Raw genomic sequence first — 21,017 nt, 5'->3', positions numbered from 1 at the left:
TTTAAACTTCGTGTATAATTTTTCCGTTTATTATTACTTTTTTTACATTTATGTCTTCATCAAATAAAATTAAATCTGCGTCTAATCCTTCTTTTATTTGTCCTTTTTTATCTTCAACTTTACAGTGTCTAGCTCCGTTATAAGTAGCCATTTTAACTACTTCATATAATGGATAATCTGAATTTTTATAAACATTTCTTACTGCTTTATCTAGTGTTAAGATTGAACCTGCTAAAGAACCAGCTTCAAGTCTTGCTGCTCCTTCTTTAACAAAAACATCTTGTCCACCTAAAGAATATTTTCCATCAGGCATTCCGCAAGCCATCATAGCATCAGTTACAAGAAGAACTTTATCTGTTCCTTTTTGTTTATAAGCAACTCTTAATGATGGAAATGATATGTGAATTCCATCAGAGATAGTTTCAGTTGTTATATCTGAATCGAAAACAGCTCCAACTACTCCAGGTTCTCTATGAGCAAACCCTGTCATTGCGTTGAAAAGATGTGTTGCATGTGAACAACCACATTTTATTCCTTCCATAGCTTGTTCGTAATTAGCTTTAGTGTGACCTATTGAGCAAACAACACCTTTTTTACTTAAATATTCTATAAGTTCTTTAGCACCATTAACTTCTGGAGCAATAGTAATAGAAACTACAGCATCAGCACAATCTCCAACCATTTTTTCATAAGTAGCTATTGAAGGAACTTGTAAGAAATTTGGATTTTGAGCACCTATAGCTTTAGGACTTATAAATGGTCCTTCAAGGTGAGCTCCAAGAACATTTGCACCATCTGTACCATTTTCTTTAGCTTCTTTTATAACTTTCATTGATTGTTTTATATCTTCAACTGCAACAGTCATTGTAGTTGGAGTAAAAGAAGTTGTACCAAATTTACATATTGTTTTTGATATTTCATTTATAGCTTCAAATGTTCCATCCATTGTATCATGTCCACCAGCACCGTGAATATGAACATCAATAAAACCAGGAGATAAATACATACCTTTTGCATCTATAACTTCTGAATCAGTTACATTCTTAGGGTTAATTTCTTTTATTTTTCCATTTTCGATTAAAACTGAACCTTTTTCAATTCTATCTAGGAAAATTATATTACAATTTTCTATTAACATTAAAACACCTCCAAAATTTTAAATAGTTTAGCAGACATAAATAATTTTACTTAAATGTCTTATGATATAATTATATAATATATAATTGAAAATAAAAATAACTAAGGCAAGATTTGGAGAGAAAAAATGGAAACTATAGTTGGTTTAGTAGAAGGTATAGTATTCAAAAGTGAAGATTCTGGTTATACAGTTCTAAAGGTAAATGTTAATAATCAAACTATTACAGCTACTGGAGCTGTGCCTTTTGCTAAAGAAGGTCAAAGTGTAAAGTTAACTGGAGAATGGATTATTCACAAGCAATTTGGAAAACAGTTTAAAATAGAGGAATTTGAAGAAATACTTCCAACATCTAAAGATGGTATTGAAAGATACTTAAGTGCAGGAGTTATTTATGGAATAGGGCCTGTAACAGCAAAAAGAATAGTTGAATATTTTGGAGAAGAAACTTTAGATATATTAGATAATAATATAGAGAGATTAAAAGAAGTAGAAGGAATTGGAGATAAAAAGTTTAAAATAATATATGATTCTTATCAAGAACAAAAAGGATTAAGAGATATAATATTATTTTTTACTGAGTATGGACTTAGCAATAATCAATGTATAAAGCTTTATAAAAAATATGGAGATAGAGCAAAAGATTTGATAAAAGAAAACCCTTATAGATTATGCAAAGATATATCAGGAATAGGATTTAAAACTGCTGATAAAATTGCAATGAATATGGGAGTTATATCTGAATCTCCTTATAGAATAAAAAGTGGAATTGACTATGTTTTAGGAAGATTTTGTGCAAATGGAAATACATATATGCCAAAGGAAAGATTAATTGAAGAAGCTTCAGAAACTTTAGTTGTAAAAAAAGACTTAATAGAAGAAAATATATATAATTTATATCTTGAAAAAGGAATTATAGTTGAAAAGATAAATGGAGTAGAAGCTGTATTCTCTCTTCCGTTTTATTACAGTGAAATTGGTATAACAAAAAAGATAATAGAGCTTGGAATAGAGAATTTCCAAACTATAAATACAGATGTAGAACATGAAGTTAAAATGTTTGAAAGAAGTCAAGGAATAACATTTGCTCCTTCGCAAAAAGAAGCTATTTTAAATGCATTTTCAGAAGGAATAGAAATAATAACAGGAGGACCTGGAACAGGTAAAACAACAATAATAAAATGTATTATTGATATTTATGAGAAAAATGGTTTAAAGGTACTTCTTGCAGCACCAACAGGTAGAGCTGCTAAAAGAATGTCTGAATCTACTGGAAGAGAAGCTAAAACTATTCATAGGCTTTTGGAAATGGGAGTATCAGATGAAGAAGGAGAAAAAACTACATTTTTAAAAGGAGATGGAGAACCTTTAGAAGGTGATGTAATAATATTAGATGAAGCATCAATGATAGATGTAAATTTAATGAATAGCCTTCTTAAAGCAATAAAGCTTGGAACAAGACTTATAATAGTGGGAGATGTAGACCAACTTCCATCAGTTGGAGCAGGAAATGTTTTAAATGATCTAATAAACAGTGAATTTATTAAAGTTATAAGATTAAGAGAGATTTTCAGGCAAGGAGCAGAAAGTTTAATAACAGTAAATGCCCACAGAATAAATAATGGAGAAATGCCTCATTTAAATAAAAAAGGAAATGACTTTTATTTTATAAGAAGTGAAAATAGTGAGGATATTTTAAATACAATAATAGATTTGGTTAATAGGAGATTACCTAAATTTAATAAAGATTGGGATAAATTAAGAGATATTCAGGTTTTAACTCCAATGAGAAAAGGGGTACTTGGAGTTGAAAATATGAATGAAAAAATACAAGAGGTGTTAAATCCTAAAGAAAATTATAAAAAAGAAAAGAAAGTTAGAGAAACTACCTTTAGAGAAGGTGATAAGGTTATGCAAACAAAAAATAACTATTCTCTAAAATGGACTAGAGTTTCAGGTGAAGGTGAAGAAGAAGGCGTTGGTGTTTTTAATGGAGATATGGGCTTTATTCAAACTATAAATGAAGAAGAAAAAACAATAGTTGTAATATTTGATGATGAAAGAAGAGTAAAATATGATTATGTATATGTTGATGAATTAGAACTTGCATATTCAATAACTATCCATAAAAGTCAAGGAAGTGAATTTAAGGTTGTAATAATACCAGCATTTATGGGTTCACCACTTTTAATGAATAAAAATTTGTTATATACAGGTATAACTAGAGCTAAAAAATTAGTTGTAGTAGTTGGAATGCCAAAGGCTCTTAATTATATGGTTAAAAATACAAAAAGTATGGAAAGATATTCAGCTTTAGAACATAAGATAAAAGAGATAACACAACATGAATTTGTAGAAGAGTAATTTTACGGTTTTAGTAAAATACTAATATATAAAATAAATTTATTTTTAGAATAGTAATGTAAAGATAGGAGGGGTACTTTGAAAAGAACTGTAAATAAAGAATTAAAAAATTTAAATAAAGCTATGGAAATTTGGCTAGCTAGTAATGAAAATTTATTATTTATGTATGGAAGACCATTTCAAAGTAATACTATTTTTATAGATATTATAAGAAAAGTTATAAAAAATGACGGGAAAGTTTTATATTTATGGGGAAATGAAGGTGTTAGTTCTGAGATAGTTAAAGGCCTAAGTTTAGAAAAAGGGAAAAAAATATCTTATTCTAAAGATGGGTTAAGTAATTCAAATCTTGTGTTTATGAGTTTCAAATACACATACAACATAATAAAAAATTATGATTTAGTAATAATAGATGATATTTCAACCTATTTTAAAATAAATTCTTTTGGATTAGAAAGTTTATATAATAAATGCAGAATTCATTCTAAAAAAATTATAGTATATGGAATTGAAAGCTGTTCATTTGTAAATAGAATAATAGATATTAGCAATTTTAAGATTACTAATAGATTTTTAGAACCTAGGACAATAACTACAAGAATAGATTTAAATAAAGATATTCCTTATAGCCTTTACGATTATATTCTTTGGTTTAAAGAAAGAAAAAGTAAAATAGCATTTTTTGTACCTTACTATGAAGATATAGAAAATTTATATAATTATTATGTGAAAGAAATTAAAATAGAAGGCGTAAAAGTTATAAAAGCTGAAAACTATAAAAATGATTTAAATATAAAGGATAGGGCAATATTTATAATAACTAATAATATGGAGGATGTTTGTAAAATCTCACAGTTAGATGGTATAGTAACCCTATTTGCAGATAATGATAAAATAGATTATAAAAAAATACTTTATATGTGCGGTAAATTAACTACTAATAATGATAATATTTCAGAAGTTATTTTAGTTTGTAAAGAGATAACTGAAGAGATAGAAAAAGCTAGCAAGCTAACTAGAGAGTTTAATAAGAAATTATGGGAGGAACATTATTTAAGTTTATAGAAGGCATAAAAGATGGAATATTTGAAGTAATATATCCTAAAAAATATTTATGTTTAGTATGCGAAGAAGAGGAAATAGAAGGAATTTGCGAAAAATGCAGAAAAGACATAAAAAGGTGCAATGAAAATGAAATAAGTTATGCTTATTATAATTCAACTTTAAAAAAGCTTATTTTAGATTTTAAGTTTAGAAAAAATTTTAATTCAGGAGAATTACTAAGCGATTTTATAGTTGAAAAATTAAAAAATGAAGAGAAAGATTATATTTTAACATATGTGCCTATAAGTAAAAATAAGCTAAAAGTTAGAGGCTTTAATCAATGTGAATATTTATGTAAAGAGGCTAGTAAAAAGCTAAATGTTGATGTATTAGAAACATTAAAACAAGTAAAAGAAATAAGAGCACAAAAAACTTTAAATAAAGAGCAAAGAGAAAAAAATATTTTAAATGCTTTTGAAGCTATAAATATAGAAAAAATAAAAGGAAAAAATATAGTTTTAGTAGATGATGTTATAACAACTGGAGCAACTATAAGAGAATGTGAGAGAATTTTAAAAAAATGTGGTGTTAATAAAATAAAATTATTGACTATTGGGAAAAGTGATATATAATATTAATGTAAAGTTAGGTCTGTGGTTGAAAGTCGATGCCAGTCGCAGGCGAAACGATCCACGTAACCTAGGCAAAGTTCTAGTGAGCATGGTGCGGTATAGAAGTAAGTCCTACCAGAAAATCTGAGAGGGTTAGTAGTGAGAGGTTAATTCCGGGTAGCGAAATCTCCAGTAGGCGAGTGTGGGGGCAAAAACCAGGTCAGCTAACTTTATGAAAAAATAAGTATCATAAAGCATAGAATTTTATGTTTTGTGATGCTTATTTTTTTATATGTAAAATTAAATTTTCTAAAAAATTTAATTTTGGATTTTTATATATAAAATATTTAGTTATATTTAAAGTTGCAAAAAATAATATTCAGTAAATTCAGAAAATTATTGAAAACGATTATTAAAAATGATATAATATAGACAAGAAGAAAACATAATATTTCTTTTAAAAATAAGTCGTTAGATTTAGTTCTAATATAGAAAGGGGCTGGACTTTATGAAAGTAACAGTAATGTCAAAAAATATTGAGATAACACCTGCGTTAAGAGAAGTGATAGAGAAGAAAATTTCAAAGTTAGACAAATACTTTGAAAAAGAAGTAGATGCAAAAGTTACGATATCAGTTCAAAAAAGCAGACATATTGTAGAGGTCACAATTCCTTTCAGTGGAATAATGTTAAGAGCTGAAGAGGCTACAGAAGATATGTACAAGTCAATAGATATGGTTGAGGAAAAGTTAGTTAGACAAATAAGAAAACAAAAAACTAAATTAAGTAGAAAATACAACCAATCATTAAGATTTGCAGAAATAGCAACTGATTTAGAAGAAGTAGAAGAAACTAAAGGAAAAATAGTCAGAACTAAAACATTTGCTGTAAAGCCAATGAGTTCAGAGGAAGCAGTACTTCAAATGGAACTTTTAGGACATAATTTCTTTGTGTATCAAGATACAGATACAAATAATATTAGTGTTCTATATAAGAGAAAAGATGGAAATTATGGATTGTTGGATCCAGAATATAAATAGAGAATAATAGAAGCTCTGTAGAAATTTCTACAGGGCTTTTTTTGATTATTAAACAAAAAAATATATATAATTAAAAAATAAATAAATAAAAAAGGCTAAAAGTTGAAAAAATATACTAGTAAATGGTATAATTTAATAATGTATAATCGTTTAGCTAATTTTAAATTAGTAATTTTTTAAAAATTTGAAAGGAAGAAAATATGGGATTTTTAAAAGCGTTATTTGGATCATATAGCGAAAGAGAAGTGAAAAGAATACAACCAACAGTTGATAAAATAGACAAATTAGGATCAACAATGGAGGCTTTAAGTGATGAAGAACTAAGAGCTAAAACAGATGAATTTAAAGAAAGACTTAAAAATGGAGAAACTCTTGATGATTTATTAGTTGAAGCATTTGCTGTTGTTCGTGAGGCTTCATGGAGAGTTCTTGGAATGAAGCATTATAGAGCACAACTTGCTGGAGGAATTGTTCTTCATCAAGGAAGAATAGCAGAAATGAAAACTGGGGAAGGTAAAACACTTGTTGCAACACTTCCTGCTTACTTAAATGCACTTACAGGAGAAGGTGTTCATGTAATCACAGTAAATGACTATCTTGCAAATAGAGATAAAGAGCAAATGGGAGAACTTTATGGATTCTTAGGACTTACAACAGGAGTTGTAATTCATGACATAAATAATGATGATAGAAGAGCTGCTTATAATTGTGATATAACATACGGAACAAACAATGAGTTCGGTTTTGATTACTTAAGAGATAATATGGTAATCTACAAAGAAGAAAGAGTTCAAAGAAAACTTAATTTTGTTATTGTGGATGAGGTTGACTCAATTCTTATTGATGAAGCTAGAACACCACTTATTATTTCAGGTGCTGGAGAAAAATCAACTGAATTTTATAAAGTAGCTGATTTTTTCGTTAAAAAGTTAGTAGCTGAAGAAGATTACACTATAGATGAAAAAGCAAATGCAGTTATGCTTACACAAAATGGGGTAGAGAAAGCAGAAAAAACATTTAATGTTGAAAACTATGCTGATGCAGAAAATATGCAATTACAACACTATGTAACTCAAGCCCTAAAAGCTAACTATTTTATGAAAAAAGATAAAGACTACATGGTTAAAGATGGAGAAGTTATAATTGTTGATGAATTTACAGGAAGACTTATGGAAGGTAGAAGATATTCAGATGGTCTTCACCAAGCAATTGAAGCAAAAGAAAATGTTAAAATTGCAAGAGAATCAAAAACATTAGCAACAATAACATTCCAAAACTACTTTAGAATGTACAATAAATTATCAGGTATGACAGGTACAGCTTTAACAGAAGAAAATGAATTTAGAGAAATTTATGGATTAGACGTTATAGTTGTTCCAACAAATAAACCAATTCAAAGAGTAGATAATCATGATGTTGTTTATAAAACAGCAAAAGGAAAATATAATGCTATTATAGATGAAATAATAGCTTCACATGAAAAAGGTCAACCGGTTCTTGTTGGTACTGCAAGTATTGAAAAATCAGAAATTATTTCTGGACTTTTAAGAAAGAAAAAGATTCCACATAAAGTTTTAAATGCTAAGTTCCATGAACAAGAAGCAGAAATAATTAGTAATGCAGGAGAGCTTAATGCAGTTACAATAGCAACTAATATGGCAGGAAGAGGTACTGATATTAAGCTTGGAGAAGGTGTTGTTGAAGTTGGTGGTCTTAAAATTATTGGTACTGAAAGACACGAATCAAGAAGAATAGATAACCAGCTTAGAGGACGTTCAGGAAGACAAGGAGATCCAGGAGAATCAACATTCTATATTTCATTAGAAGATGATTTAATGAGAATATTCATGTCTGAAAAAACTCATGCTATGGTTGATAAATTAGGTCTTGAAGAAGATGATGCTATAGAAAGTAAAATCATAACTAAATCAATAGAAAGTGCTCAAAAGAAAGTTGAAGGACATAACTTTGACATAAGAAAGAATCTTCTAGGATATGATGATGTTATGAATATGCAAAGAGAAGTTATTTACAAGCAAAGAGCACAAGTTCTTGAAGGTGAAAACTTAAGAGAACAAATTGTTGATATGATAAAAGATGTTATATCATCAGCTGTAGATAGTCACTTAGCAGGTGTAGAAGAAGATTATGAAGAAGCATTAAAGAAATTAATATTCTATTTAGATGAAATTTGTATTCCTGCAAATAGAATAACTATAGATGATTTAATGAATCTTGAACCTGAAGATGTAAAACAAAAATTAGAAACTATAGCTATTGAAATATATGCAGGCAAAGAATTAGAATTTGGTGAAGAAAGAATAAGAGAAATTGAAAGAGTTGTTCTATTAAAAAATGTTGATATGAAATGGATGGATCATATAGATGCTATGGATCACTTAAAACAAGGTATTGGATTAAGAGCATTTAAGCAAGTTGACCCAGTTCAAGCATACCAAATGGAAGGTAGTGACATGTTTGAGGAAATGATTGAATCTATAAAAATAGATACAGTTAAGTACTTATTCCATGTTCAAATGGAGAGAGCTCCAGAAAGAGAAAGAGTAGTTCAAAAGACTACTGAAACTCATGGTTCAAATAATGAAGAACCAAAGAAAAAAGAGCCTATCAGAAAAGAAGTTAGTGTAGGTAGAAATGAAAAATGTCCATGTGGAAGCGGTAAGAAGTTTAAAAACTGCTGTGGAAGAGAAGTTTAATAAATAGATAATAGCAGTGGGGTTATTACTCACTGCTATTTTTAAATTATGAAAGAGGTGAAAGCATGAGAGTAGACTTAGAAAAAGCATTAGCTAAATTCCCAAGTTTAAAAGAAAAAGTGCAAGAAATGGGGAATTTACTTTGACAAGGATGGCTTAGATAAAAAAATACAAGAGCTAGACTTAGTTATGCAAACTCCAGGATTTTGGGATGATATAAAAAAAGCAGAAGAAGTAACAAAAGAAAGTAAAGGGTTAAAAGATAAATTAGAAAATTTTAATAAATTAGAAATTGCTATTGATGATATAGAAGTTCTTCAAGAGATGATGGATGAAGATGATTTAGAATCTATTGAAGAGATAATAAGTTCAATAAATTATATTGAAGAAGAGGTAGAGAAATATAGAATACAAAATCTTTTATCAGGAGAATATGATAAAAATGATGTTATATTTACTCTTCATGTTGGTGTTGGTGGAACTGATGCAAATGATTGGACAGAAATGCTTCTTAGAATGTATACAAGATGGTGTGAGAAGAAAGGATTTTCTGTTGAAACTTTAGATTTAATTCAAGGAGAAGAAGCTGGAATTAAAAGTGTTACTTTAGAAATAAAAGGTGAGTATGCTTATGGATATTTAAAAGCTGAAAAAGGAATTCATAGATTAGTTAGAATTTCTCCATTCAATGCAAATGGAAAAAGACAAACTTCCTTTGCTTCAGTAGAGGTTTTACCAGAGCTTACTAAAGAGCAAGATATAGATATAAAACCTGATGATTTAAAAATAGATACTTATAGAGCTAGTGGAGCTGGAGGACAGCATGTTAATAAAACAGAATCAGCAGTAAGAATAACTCACTTGCCAACAGGAATAGTAGTTCAATGTCAAAGTGAGAGAAGTCAATTCTCAAATAGAGATACAGCTATGGCAATGTTAAAATCAAAACTTATTGAATTAAAAGAAAGAGCTCATAAAGAAAAAATAGAAGATTTAACTGGTGAGCTAAAAGATATGGGATGGGGTAGTCAGATAAGATCTTATGTATTCCATCCATATAGCATGGTAAAAGACCATAGAACTGGTGAAGAAACATCAAATGTTCAAGCTGTTATGGATGGGGATATAGATAAATTTATAGTGGCAGAATTAAATAGAAAAGAATAATATAAACTATAAGATGTAATAAGTTATCCCCCTGACTATTACTTTTATGAATTTATTTTAAGAATTAAAAAGGATGCAAAATTGCATCCTTTTTTTAATTATATAATTCTGTTTTAGTTTTTCTTTTTGTGTTTTATTGAGCTTACACTTTTATAAAAAATATAAACTAAACATATTAAGAAAGATAAAATATAAACACGGCTATTAAATAATATTCTAGAAAAAGGAGAGTAACAATAATTAGATACCTTTTTACTTAAAAGGTTAAATCCTTTATCTAAAGCTTTAGTTGAGATAAATTCAAGTTTATCATCTGGAGTGTGGATTTTACTTGTATCATTATGAGTTAAAGTTAAAGAATCTGCACCATATTTTGAAAAACTAGCATGGTCACTAGAGTCTTCATAACTAATTTCTAAGTTTTCTTTTAAATTTTTTATATCTTCTAAGTTTTCTGAAGCAGTAGACTTGTCCTTTTCACTACGAACTGCTGATAATTCTGTATTTGGAGCTCCAATCATATCAATATTAATTACTTGAGAACCTGAAACTAAAGAAGAGTGTTTTTTAGCAAATTCTTCTGAGCCTATAAGCCCAAATTCTTCAGCATTTAAAAATACAAAAATAATATCTCTTTCTGGTTTAACTTTTAGAGATGAAAATACTTTAGCAACTTCTAAAAGGAAGCAAGAACCAGAAGCATTATCTAAGGCACCACAATAAACATTATTTAAGCAATCTGTCCCTAAATGGTCAAAGTGAGCAGTCAAAATTAATGGTTTTAAAGATGAATCTTTTCCTTCAATTTTTCCAGCTACATTAAAAGCTTCAGTTACTTTTGTAGAGTAAGGTAATTCTACGAAGATTTCATTACCTGAATTTAAAGAAGATACTATTTCAGTAAAAGTATTTTTATTTAATGCTACCGAAAAAGATATTTTTGAGTCATTAATAAATGAGCTTCTAAAATCAAAATTATTTTCTTTAGGAACATAGAAGAAAAATAGATTACCATTTTTCTTAAAAGTTAATGCATTTTCAAAGACTTTTAAATCATCTTCTTTAGATAAAGAAATAGAATTTTCCTTAAAGTTTAATAAGTCTTCTTTAAAATCAACTCCATAGGAAAAAGTTTTTATTTCATCTTTAGAAGAAAAATCTCTTATTTTTAAAACTCCTTTGTCATTTGTTTTATAAGGTACTGTAATTTGAAAACCCTCTTTATAATTTGGGCTTAGAGGAGATAATCCTAATTCGCTTAATTTTTTTGCTATTTCTTCTGCTACTAAATCATTTTCTTCTGAACCACAAATTCTTCCACCAATCTTATCAGATGCTAGATATGATATGTTTTCTTTTAATTCTAAGCTATCAAAATCATGAAATGGTATGTAGATAAATGATAACAGAATAAATACTAAAGCTGATAAAAAGAAAAAAAGTCTGTAAAGTTTTTTTATCATATAAACTCCTTAAAATATTGTTTATTAATATTTATTAATAAACTTCTTTTAATATGAATTATTAATGATAACTACTAAACAGACTTTATTTCTAGGCACTTTTATATAACATATCTATAAGGGAATAAGAAATTGTAAAAATTAAAAATATTGCGACAAATAAATTTAACTTATTTTGAGTTATTATAAGCATTCCTCCAATTAATAAGGATATTATAATTACATAGTTTATAAATTTCATAAAACCCGGTGCTTTACTTAATATAACTCCCATAGAAGATATAACAGAAGATATAACTATTATGAATGTAAAACAATTTTTTAATACTTTATCAAATTCTATTACTTTGAAATAGTCAAAAGTTAACAGGGTGATTAATATTAAAAGCGTTAAAGATAATATTTTTTGAATTATATTGTTCATAAAAACCTCCTGTAAAATATTTCCAATTAAATTATACAACATAATTAATATAAAATATAGAAAAAAATGAAAAAAATTCAAAAAATATTGATAAGAGAGGAATAAAGGGTATAATAATTAAGTAGAATAAAGGTTGGAGGTTTTTTTATGAGCATAAATGAAAGACTAGCTAAAGAATTAAATTTAAAATTAAATGTTATAGATAATGTTATTGAAATGTTAGATGAAGGAAATACTGTTCCTTTTATTTCAAGATATAGAAAAGAAAGAACTGGCGGATTATCAGATGAGGTTTTAAGAAATTTAGAAGAGAGATTAAATTACTTAAGAAATTTAGATGATAGAAAAGAAGCCGTTATAAGACTTATAGATGAACAAGGAAAATTAACTGAAGAGTTAAAAGGAAATATAGAAAAGGCTCAAACCTTAACTGAGGTTGAAGATTTATATAGACCATATAAAGCTAAAAAGAGAACTAGAGCAACAATTGCACAAGAAAAAGGTTTAGCACCACTTGGAGAACTTATTTTAGAAGGAAAGTTTAAAGGTGATGTAAAAGAAGAAGCAAAGAAATATATAAGTGAAGAAAAAGGTGTTGAAACTGTAGAAGATGCAATAAAAGGAGCACTTGATATAATTGCAGAAAAAATATCTGATGAAGCTAAATATAGAAAATGGATAAGAGATTTAGTTTTTAGAGAAGGTGTAATTGAAACAAAAGGTAGTAGTGAAGAAAGAACACCTTATGAAATGTACTATGAATATAGTGAACAAGTATTTAAAATACCTCCACATAGAATATTAGCTATAAATAGAGGAGAAAAAGAAAAAATTCTTTCTGTAAAAGTAACTATAAATGAAGATAAGCTAATAGCTTATTTAGAAAAAAATATATTAAAGGGAAATAAAGATACAGATGAATATTTAAGTGAAGGGATTAAAGATTCATTAAAGAGACTTATCTATCCTTCAATTGAAAGAGAAATAAGAAGTGAATTAACTGAAAAAGGTGAAGAAGGAGCAATAAAAATATTTAAAGAAAACTTAAAAGCATTATTACTTCAAGCACCTATAAAAGGTAAAGTTGTAATGGGATATGATCCAGGATTCAGAACAGGATGTAAAATTGCAATTTTAGATAAGAACGGAAAATTCCTAGAAAATACTGCTGTTTATCCAACTGTTCCTAAAAAGGATATTGAAGGAACAAAGAAAACTCTTAAAGCACTTATAAAGAAATATGATGTTGATGTAATATCACTTGGTAATGGTACAGCTTCAAGAGAATCAGAAGAAGTAATAAGTGAAATGATAAAAGAAATAAAAAATGAAACTGGAAAAGAAGTAGCTTATGTTATAGTTTCAGAAGCTGGAGCATCAGTTTATTCTGCATCTAAACTTGCAACTAAAGAATATCCAGATTTAGATGTTACAGTAAGAGGAGCTATATCAATTGGAAGAAGACTTCAAGATCCACTTGCAGAGTTAGTTAAAATTGATCCTAAAGCTATAGGAGTGGGACAGTATCAACATGATGTTGCTCAAAAGAAACTTTCTGAATCACTTCAAGGAGTTGTAGAAGATTCAGTTAATAAGGTTGGAGTAGATTTAAATACTGCAACACCAAGCCTTTTAACTTATATTTCAGGAATAAATAGTGGAATCGCTGAAAATATAGTAGCTTATAGAGAAGAAAATGGAGAGTTTAAATCTAGAAAAGAACTTTTAAAAGTAAAAAGATTAGGACAAAAAGCATATGAACAATGTGCAGGATTCTTAAGAGTTATGGAAAGCAAAAATCCATTAGATAACACTGGAGTTCATCCTGAATCATATAAAGCAGCAGAAGAATTAATAGTGAAACTTGGATACAATATGGAAGATTTAAAAAATAAAGCTTTAAATGATATTGAAGAGAGAGTTAAAAAGATAGGATTAAATAATTTAGCCAAAGATTTAGAAGTTGGAGAAATGACTTTAAGTGATATAGTTAAAGAACTTCAAAAACCAGGAAGAGATCCAAGAGATGAAATGCCAAAACCAATATTAAAAACTGGGGTTATAGAGCTTAAAGACTTAAAACCAGGAATGGAACTTATGGGAACAGTAAGAAATGTTTCAGACTTTGGAGCATTTGTGGATATTGGAGTTCACCAAGATGGATTAGTTCATAAGAGTCAAATGGCAGATAAATTTGTAAAACATCCTTTAGATATTGTTAAAGTTGGGGATGTTGTTAAGGTAAGTGTTTTAGAAATAGATGAAAAAAGAAATAGAATTAGTCTTACTATGAAGGGATTAAATTAGATATTAATTTGATTTTTATATATTTGAGTAAATTTAAAAGAGAATTTTAATTTATAAAAATATTAATATTCATATAATGACTAATTTTTAAATAGAAAAATAGATTTAAAATAAATTAATTAGTAATTGTGAAAGTAGTTTTATTATAAAATATTTTATATATGGTAACTACAAGATTATTAATTTATTTTATAAAATTATTGAAAAATTGATTTTAATAAATTGAATTATTAAAAATTTTCACATAAAAACCTATGGTAATTAATTTTGCCATAGGTCTTTTTTATATAAATATTATATAAAATTTAGCAACAATACTATATAAAACACAGAAAAATATAATATATTGCTATATTTTAACTTTTAATAGAAATATAGTTAAAAATGGTGTTAAAATCAAAATATAAAGAATAAAGTGGTAGTAACAAGTGATTAATTCAATTATTTATTACTAAAAGAAAGAAGGGATAATGTGGGATATTTATTTTTCTTTATAAGCTTTATAATTATAACATTTCTTGGAACTATGATTTTTTCAAGTGTAATTAATAAAGATAAAGACATGAAAAGTAAAATTAAATTTTCTATGATGTTATTAAGCTTTATATTACCAATAGTTTCAATTGTTAGTTGTATATTGTTTTTAGTATTTATAATTATAAAGTCAATTATGGGAGTTGATATCAATAACTTTAATTTGCTTATAATATCAATGCTTGGAGTTGTAATAATATTCTCTGGGGAAATATTAAGTAAGAAAATAGTGGCAGAAATTGCAGCTAAAAAATTATTTCAAAAATATAAGGAAATTGAGTTAAGTGAGGAAGAAAAATTTAATATAGTAACTAAAATTCAAGAAAAGTATAGAAAAATATCTTTAGTTATTATGGGAATTATAAATATGATATGTTATTTAGTAATACTTTCAATAATGAGAATAGAGACAAGCTTAATATTTATCGCATTATTATCCATAGTAACACTAATAGCTTATGTTTTAGGGATGAGCTTTGGAAAAAGGAAAAGTGTAACACAATAAAAATAAAAAATAAGCTACTTTATGAAAAGGTTATCAATTTAAATTTTATAAATAAAAGATAAAAGGGGAGATTAAAATGCCAAATATTTTATTAACAAGAGTAGACAACAGATTAATACATGGACAAGTAGGAGTTACTTGGGTAAATCATTTAGGAGCTAATTTAATTTTAGTAGCGAATGATGAAGTAGCAGCAGATCCAGTTCAACAAAATTTAATGGACATGGTTGTTCCTGATGCAATACAAACTAGATTTTTCAGTATTGATAAAACAATAAAAGTAATACACAAAGCAGCTGATAGACAAAAGATTTTTTTAGTATGTAGAACACCACAAGATGCTTTAAGACTAGTAAAAGGTGGAGTTCCAATAAAAGAATTAAATATTGGAAATATGCATTTTAGTGAAGGAAAAGAACAAATTGCATCTACAGTTTCTGTTGATGAAGATGATAAAAAAACAATTAGAGAATTATTAGATTTAGGTATAAAAGTAGAAGTTAGGAGAGTTCCTGATGAAAGAGTTGAAATAGACATTAAGAAGTTTGTATAAACAGATTAATGTTTAAATAAATAAAATTTATGGGAGGTTAAACACATGTTAATTGAAGCACTATTAATTGGAATATGGGCTGGTATAGCGGGTATTGATATGTTTGATGGACTTACTCACATACACAGACCAATAGTAACAGGACCTATCGTAGGACTTATTTTAGGAGATATGACAACAGGACTTATAGTTGGAGGTGCATTAGAATTAGTTTTTGCTGGAATGGTACCACTAGCAGGAGCACAACCACCAAATGTTGTTATTGGAGGAATTATTGGTACAAGTATAGCAATTATAACAAAATTAGATGCTCAAGCAGCAGTTGGGGTAGCAATACCATTTGCAGTTGCAGCTCAAGCAGGAATAACTCTTTTATTTACAGCATTCTCACCTGTAATGCATACAGCTGATAAATATGCTGAAGAAGCAAATACAAAAGGAATAGACAATATAAACTATCTTGGAATGGCAATATTATTTGTTTCATATTTCTTATGTGCATTTTTACCAGTATACTTTGGAGCAGATAAAGCACAAGCAATAGTTCAAGCAATACCAGAATGGTTTATTGGAGGATTATCAGTTGCAGGTGGAATGATGCCAGCAATCGGATTTGCAATGTTATTAAAAATCATGCTTAAAAAAGAATACGTTGCTTTCTTAATAGGAGGATTTTTATTAGTAACTTATTTCCAAATCCCGATATTAGCATTAGCATTAATAGGACTTTGTATAGCTCTTTATGATTATAATTCTAAAAATGGAGAGAAAGAAGTAGTTGTAGTAAAGGAGGATTTTGAAGATGGCATCTAAAGTACAAACTAAACCAATTACTCAAACTAATAATACTGGATATGCAGACCCAAGTGTAAAAAAGGTATTAACTAAAAGCGATTTAACAAAGATGGCATGGAAATCATTATTTTTACAAGCTTCCTTTAACTATGAAAGAATGCAAGCTTGTGGATGGTTATATAGTTTACTTCCAGGTCTTAAAAAGATTCATACAAATAAACAAGATTTATCAAATTCAATGAAAGACCACTTAGAATTTTTTAATACACATCCATTCCTAGTAACTTTCATAATGGGATTAATCCTTGCTATGGAAGAAGGAAAAGAAGATAGAAACACAATTAGAGCTATAAAAGTAGCTACAATGGGTCCTTTAGGAGGAATAGGAGATGCATTATTCTGGTTAACTGCACTTCCAATTTGTGTTGGTATTGGAGCTGAACTTGCAGGTCAAGGAAATATAGCAGGACCAATAGTTTTCTTAGTATTATTTAATGCTTTACATTTCTTCTTAAGATTTTTCTTAATGAATTATGGTTATAACACTGGTGTTAAAGCAATTGCTAATCTTAAAGAGCAAACTAAGAAAATATCACATGCTGCTTCAATAGTTGGATTAACTGTTGTTGGTGGACTTATAGCTTCAATGGTTAGCTTAAAAATAACTGCTGAACCAACTATAGGACAAGCAACTTTAAAAATTCAAGAAAGTATATTAGATGCTGTAATGCCTAATTTATTACCATTAGGATATACATTCTTAATATACAGTCTTCTTAAAAAAGGATATTCACCAGTTAAATTAATATTCTTAACTATAGTTATTGGAGTATTAGGAAGATTAGCTGGAATATTATAAGATTTTGCTAGTAGTTATTAAAAATATATTGAATATAAATTAAGTAGCGAACCCTTTTTATTAGTTAAAATATTATAAAAATATAGATATTGCTAGGACTTACTAGCTAAAGTTATAAGTTCTAGCAATTATCTTTAAGTGAGGTGGTAATAACAAGTGGAGCAAGTAGATAAAGATGCAGAAAAAGCAAAATATCTACAGCTTGTAGATATTTTAATTGAGAAAATAGAAAAAAACTTATCTGAAGATGATAGATTAGAATCTGAAAGAGAATTATGTGATTTATATGAGGTTAGTCGTACAACTGTTAGACAAGCAATGGGGGAATTAGAGAAAAGAGGCTATATATATAAAGTAAAAGGTAAAGGAACATTTATTTCATCTAAAAGAGTAAAGCAGCATTTAGATAGTTTTTATTCTTTTACAAATGAAATGAGAAAGCTGGGAAAAACACCTAAATCAGAAATATTAGGCTTTGAAATAATTGAGGCTACAAAGATTTTAAAAGAAAAATTTAATTGTAATGAAGATAATCTTTTTTATAAAATAACAAGATTAAGAAAAGCTGATGATGTTCCTATGATTCATGAAATAACATATCTTCCATTTGAAATGTTTGAAAATTTAACTAAAAAACTTCTAAAAGAAATGCCAATGTATGAAGTTTTAAAAAAGAAATATAGTGTTGTAGTTAAGTTTGCTGAGGAATATTTTGAACCTGTTTTAACAGAAAAGATAGAAAGCTTATATTTAAAAATACCTCAAGGAAGTCCAAGCTTGAATATAGAAAGATTTGCTTATGATGGTAATAGATTAATAGAGTATACAGTTGGGGTTGCTCGTGGAGATAAATTTAAATATGTAGTAAGGCTACAAAATAATGAGAGGGGATAATTTAAATGATTTTTGGAATTAAAAAAGATGAACTAATAAATTTAGGAGCTGAGTTTACAAGTAAAGAAATAAACCAACAACCTAAACTTTGGATAGAAACTTATGAAATAGTTAAAACAAATAAAGAAAAAATAAAAGAATTTTTAAGTGAAAATTTAGATAAAGAAACTAGAGTTATTTTAACTGGTGCAGGAACGTCAGATTATGTAGGTCAAACAATTTATTTATATTTAGCAAAAAAACTAAAAGTTAGAGTAGAAGCTATACCAACCACTGATTTAGTTTCAAATCCAGCAGAATTTATAGAAGAAGATACAAAAACAATTTTAGTTTCTTATGCTAGATCAGGAAATAGTCCAGAAAGTGTAGGTGCATACAATCTTTTTAAAGATAATGTTAAAAATATAGCCCAACTGGTAATTACATGTAATGAAAATGGTGAATTAGCAAAAAAAGCTGGTGAAGATTCAAATAGTTTATGTTTATTAATGCCAAAAGAGTCTAATGATAAAAGTTTTGCAATGACAAGTTCCTTTAGTTGTATGCTTCTTTCAACAATATTAACATTTGATATTGAAAATATTGAGGATAATAAAGAAATTGTGGAAGTTATAGCTAATCAAGGACAAGATATATTAGATAATAAATGGAATGAAGTTAAGGAGTTAGTTGAACTTGGTTGTAATAGAGTTGTTTATTTAGGTTCTGGTTATTTAAAAGGACTTTGTAAAGAAATGGCTTTAAAGAATTTAGAGTTAACTAGTGGAAAAGTTGTTACAGTAACTGAATCTGTATTAGGGTTTAGACATGGTCCAAAATCAATTATTGATGACAACACTTTAGTAATATTTATGAATTCAATTAATGATTATACAAATCTTTATGATATGGATTTAATAAGAGAAATTCATGGAGATGAAGGGGGACATAAATTAGCTGTTATAAGTTATAAAGAAAATAAAGAAATTGAGCAAATAAGTGACAAATATTTAGAAATAGGTGGAGCTGATATAGATGAAGTATACACTGTATTTAACTATATGCTATATGGACAAATATTTGGATTATTTAGTTCACTTCATTTAGGTATATCACCTGATAATCCTAGACCAGATGGAACTGTTAATAGGGTTGTTAAAGGTGTAATAATACATGAATATAATAAATAGGAGAGGTTAATATGGTAGGAATTATAGTAACTGGACATGGAAATTTTGCAACAGGAGTTTTAAGTGCAGCAAAGTTAATTGCAGGTACTCCTGAAAAATTAATAGGAATAGATTTTACAGAAAATGATACTGTTGAAACTTTAGAAGAAAAAATTAAAAAAGGAATAGAAGAATTAGATACAGAGGAAATACTTGTTCTTGCAGATTTAGCAGGTGGTTCTCCATTTAAAGTTTCAGCAACTATAGGAGTTAGTTCAGATAAAAATATAAAAGTTTTATCTGGGACAAACTTAGGAATGATAATAGAAACAGCTTTATTAAGAGATGGAAAGAATTTAGAAGAGGTTGTAGCTTTTGCTAAAGAATCTGGAATTACTTCAATTCAAGAATTTGAAATGAAGGTTAAAAAAGAAATAGAAGATTGTGAAGATGGAATATAAGTTAAAAGGGTAGGAGAAAAAATTATGAAAAAAATTTTATCAACAAGAGAAATGTTAAAAAAAGCTCAAAAGGAAGGATATGCAGTACCTGCATTTAATATACACAACTTAGAAACTCTACAAGTAGTAGTAGAAACAGCTAATGAATTAAAATCACCTGTTATATTAGCAGGAACACCATCAACTACTGAATATGCAGGAGGAGATTATTTAGTTTCAATGGCAAAAGTTGCTTCAGAAAAATATGATATTCCAATAGCAATTCACTTAGACCATTTTGAAGATGTTGAAAAAATAAAAGGATATGTAAGAGAAGGATTTAATTCAACTATGATTGATGCTTCTCATGAAGCTTATGAAGATAATATTAGAATTGTAAGTGAAGTAGTTGAATATGCTCATAAATTTGATGCAACAGTTGAAGCAGAGCTGGGAAGACTTGGTGGACAAGAAGATGATTTAGTTGTAGATGAAAAAGATGCAATGTATACAAACCCTGACCAAGCAAGAGATTTTGTTGAAAAGACAGGAATAGATTCATTAGCAGTAGCAATTGGAACAGCTCATGGATTATATAAAGGTAAAGCAAAACTTGATTTTGATAGATTAAAAGAAATAAGAGCTAAAGTTGATGTTCCTCTTGTTTTGCATGGAGCATCAGATGTACCAGATGAATTAGTTAAAAAAGCAATTGAGCTTGGAATTTGTAAAGTTAATATAGCAACTGATTTAAAAATACCTTTTTCAGATGCAGTAAAAAGATATTTCAATGATAATCCAAATGCAAATGATCCAAGAAAATATATGACACCTGGTAAAGAAGCAATGAAAGAAATAGTTAAGCATAAAATTCTTTTATGTGGAAGTAATGGAAAAGCATAAATTTTTTAGTTAATTATATAGATTTATTTATTAAGGAGCATCTATTTAAATAGATGCTTTTATTTTTTTATATATAATGTGTTGAAAAGATATCCTATATAATTTTAATTATAAT

Annotated in this window: 18 protein-coding genes; 15 read left to right on the top strand and 3 right to left on the bottom strand. The window is 27.8% G+C overall.

Annotated features, from left to right (window positions below; translation table 11 throughout):
- Position 1 precedes the first annotated feature (1 nt).
- Complete coding sequence (gene nagA, locus HMPREF1092_RS10485) at positions 2 to 1,138, bottom strand: N-acetylglucosamine-6-phosphate deacetylase (protein ID WP_002598653.1); 1,137 nt, start codon at positions 1,136 to 1,138, stop codon at positions 2 to 4.
- Between the two features lie 126 nt (positions 1,139 to 1,264).
- Here nagA and recD2 point away from each other — a divergent pair, with 126 nt between their 5' ends.
- The 6 genes from recD2 to prfB all read left to right on the top strand — a co-directional run bounded on the left by recD2 (position 1,265) and on the right by prfB (position 10,077).
- Positions 1,265 to 3,499: an SF1B family DNA helicase RecD2 gene (gene recD2, locus HMPREF1092_RS10480; RefSeq protein ID WP_002598652.1), complete on the top strand. Its 2,235-nt coding sequence runs from the start codon at positions 1,265 to 1,267 to the stop codon at positions 3,497 to 3,499.
- 78 nt (positions 3,500 to 3,577) lie between these two features.
- The gene (locus HMPREF1092_RS10475) at positions 3,578 to 4,564 is read left to right on the top strand and encodes a hypothetical protein (RefSeq protein WP_002598651.1); all 987 of its coding nucleotides are present in this window, start codon (positions 3,578 to 3,580) and stop codon (positions 4,562 to 4,564) included.
- Entirely contained in the window at positions 4,537 to 5,175 is a 639-nt protein-coding gene (locus HMPREF1092_RS10470) for a ComF family protein (protein WP_002598650.1), read from the top strand. The genes HMPREF1092_RS10475 and HMPREF1092_RS10470 overlap by 28 nt, the downstream gene beginning before the upstream one ends.
- Positions 5,176 to 5,662: 487 nt before the next feature.
- A complete protein-coding gene (gene hpf / locus HMPREF1092_RS10465; RefSeq protein ID WP_002598649.1) occupies positions 5,663 to 6,193 on the top strand; it encodes a ribosome hibernation-promoting factor, HPF/YfiA family in 531 nt (176 codons plus the stop codon).
- A 200-nt stretch (positions 6,194 to 6,393) separates the two neighbouring features.
- On the top strand, positions 6,394 to 8,910 hold the full coding sequence (gene secA / locus HMPREF1092_RS10460) for a preprotein translocase subunit SecA (RefSeq protein ID WP_002598648.1): 2,517 nt from the start codon (positions 6,394 to 6,396) through the stop codon (positions 8,908 to 8,910).
- A 65-nt stretch (positions 8,911 to 8,975) separates the two neighbouring features.
- Positions 8,976 to 10,077 (top strand): peptide chain release factor 2 gene (gene prfB, locus HMPREF1092_RS10455; protein ID WP_186003714.1). Its coding sequence is split into 2 segments (ribosomal slippage): positions 8,976 to 9,053 and positions 9,055 to 10,077, totalling 1,101 coding nucleotides; the frame shifts between segments, so codons are not numbered across the junction.
- 113 nt (positions 10,078 to 10,190) lie between these two features.
- Here the strand turns inward: prfB and HMPREF1092_RS10450 are convergent.
- Positions 10,191 to 11,540, bottom strand: a complete 1,350-nt coding sequence (locus tag HMPREF1092_RS10450) for a M28 family metallopeptidase (RefSeq protein WP_002598646.1) — start codon at positions 11,538 to 11,540, stop codon at positions 10,191 to 10,193.
- 91 nt (positions 11,541 to 11,631) lie between these two features.
- A complete protein-coding gene (locus HMPREF1092_RS10445; RefSeq protein WP_002598645.1) occupies positions 11,632 to 11,964 on the bottom strand; it encodes a hypothetical protein in 333 nt (110 codons plus the stop codon).
- A 147-nt stretch (positions 11,965 to 12,111) separates the two neighbouring features.
- Here HMPREF1092_RS10445 and HMPREF1092_RS10440 point away from each other — a divergent pair, with 147 nt between their 5' ends.
- The 9 genes from HMPREF1092_RS10440 (at position 12,112) to HMPREF1092_RS10400 (ending at position 20,902) form a co-directional block, all read left to right on the top strand.
- Positions 12,112 to 14,271 (top strand): Tex family protein, encoded by a 2,160-nt coding sequence (locus HMPREF1092_RS10440; RefSeq protein WP_002598644.1) that lies wholly within the window; start codon positions 12,112 to 12,114, stop codon positions 14,269 to 14,271.
- A 472-nt stretch (positions 14,272 to 14,743) separates the two neighbouring features.
- Positions 14,744 to 15,310 carry a hypothetical protein gene (locus tag HMPREF1092_RS10435; RefSeq protein ID WP_002598643.1) on the top strand — a complete coding sequence of 189 codons (567 nt, stop codon included), beginning with the start codon at positions 14,744 to 14,746 and terminating at the stop codon, positions 15,308 to 15,310.
- Positions 15,311 to 15,386: 76 nt separating this feature from the next.
- Positions 15,387 to 15,863 (top strand): PTS N-acetylgalactosamine transporter subunit IIB, encoded by a 477-nt coding sequence (gene agaV / locus HMPREF1092_RS10430; RefSeq protein WP_002598642.1) that lies wholly within the window; start codon positions 15,387 to 15,389, stop codon positions 15,861 to 15,863.
- 45 nt (positions 15,864 to 15,908) lie between these two features.
- On the top strand, positions 15,909 to 16,676 hold the full coding sequence (agaW, locus tag HMPREF1092_RS10425) for a PTS N-acetylgalactosamine transporter subunit IIC (protein WP_002598641.1): 768 nt from the start codon (positions 15,909 to 15,911) through the stop codon (positions 16,674 to 16,676).
- Positions 16,666 to 17,517, top strand: coding sequence for a PTS system mannose/fructose/sorbose family transporter subunit IID (locus HMPREF1092_RS10420; RefSeq protein ID WP_002598640.1), 852 nt, complete (start codon positions 16,666 to 16,668; stop codon positions 17,515 to 17,517). Before agaW ends, HMPREF1092_RS10420 begins: the two co-directional genes overlap by 11 nt.
- Before the next feature lie 156 nt (positions 17,518 to 17,673).
- A complete protein-coding gene (locus HMPREF1092_RS10415; RefSeq protein ID WP_002598639.1) occupies positions 17,674 to 18,411 on the top strand; it encodes a GntR family transcriptional regulator in 738 nt (245 codons plus the stop codon).
- Positions 18,412 to 18,416: 5 nt separating this feature from the next.
- On the top strand, positions 18,417 to 19,580 hold the full coding sequence (locus HMPREF1092_RS10410) for an SIS domain-containing protein (RefSeq protein WP_002598638.1): 1,164 nt from the start codon (positions 18,417 to 18,419) through the stop codon (positions 19,578 to 19,580).
- Between the two features lie 11 nt (positions 19,581 to 19,591).
- Entirely contained in the window at positions 19,592 to 20,020 is a 429-nt protein-coding gene (agaF, locus tag HMPREF1092_RS10405) for a PTS galactosamine/N-acetylgalactosamine transporter subunit IIA (RefSeq protein WP_002598637.1), read from the top strand.
- A gap of 24 nt (positions 20,021 to 20,044) precedes the next feature.
- Positions 20,045 to 20,902: a tagatose bisphosphate family class II aldolase gene (locus HMPREF1092_RS10400; protein WP_002598636.1), complete on the top strand. Its 858-nt coding sequence runs from the start codon at positions 20,045 to 20,047 to the stop codon at positions 20,900 to 20,902.
- The last annotated feature ends 115 nt before the right edge of the window (positions 20,903 to 21,017 follow it).

The sequence above is a fragment of the Clostridium thermobutyricum genome, assembly GCF_000371465.1.
Classification (GTDB): domain Bacteria; phylum Bacillota; class Clostridia; order Clostridiales; family Clostridiaceae; genus Clostridium; species Clostridium thermobutyricum.
The sequence above is the reverse complement of the archived record's forward strand: the minus strand, read 5'-3'. Positions and strand labels throughout refer to the sequence as shown.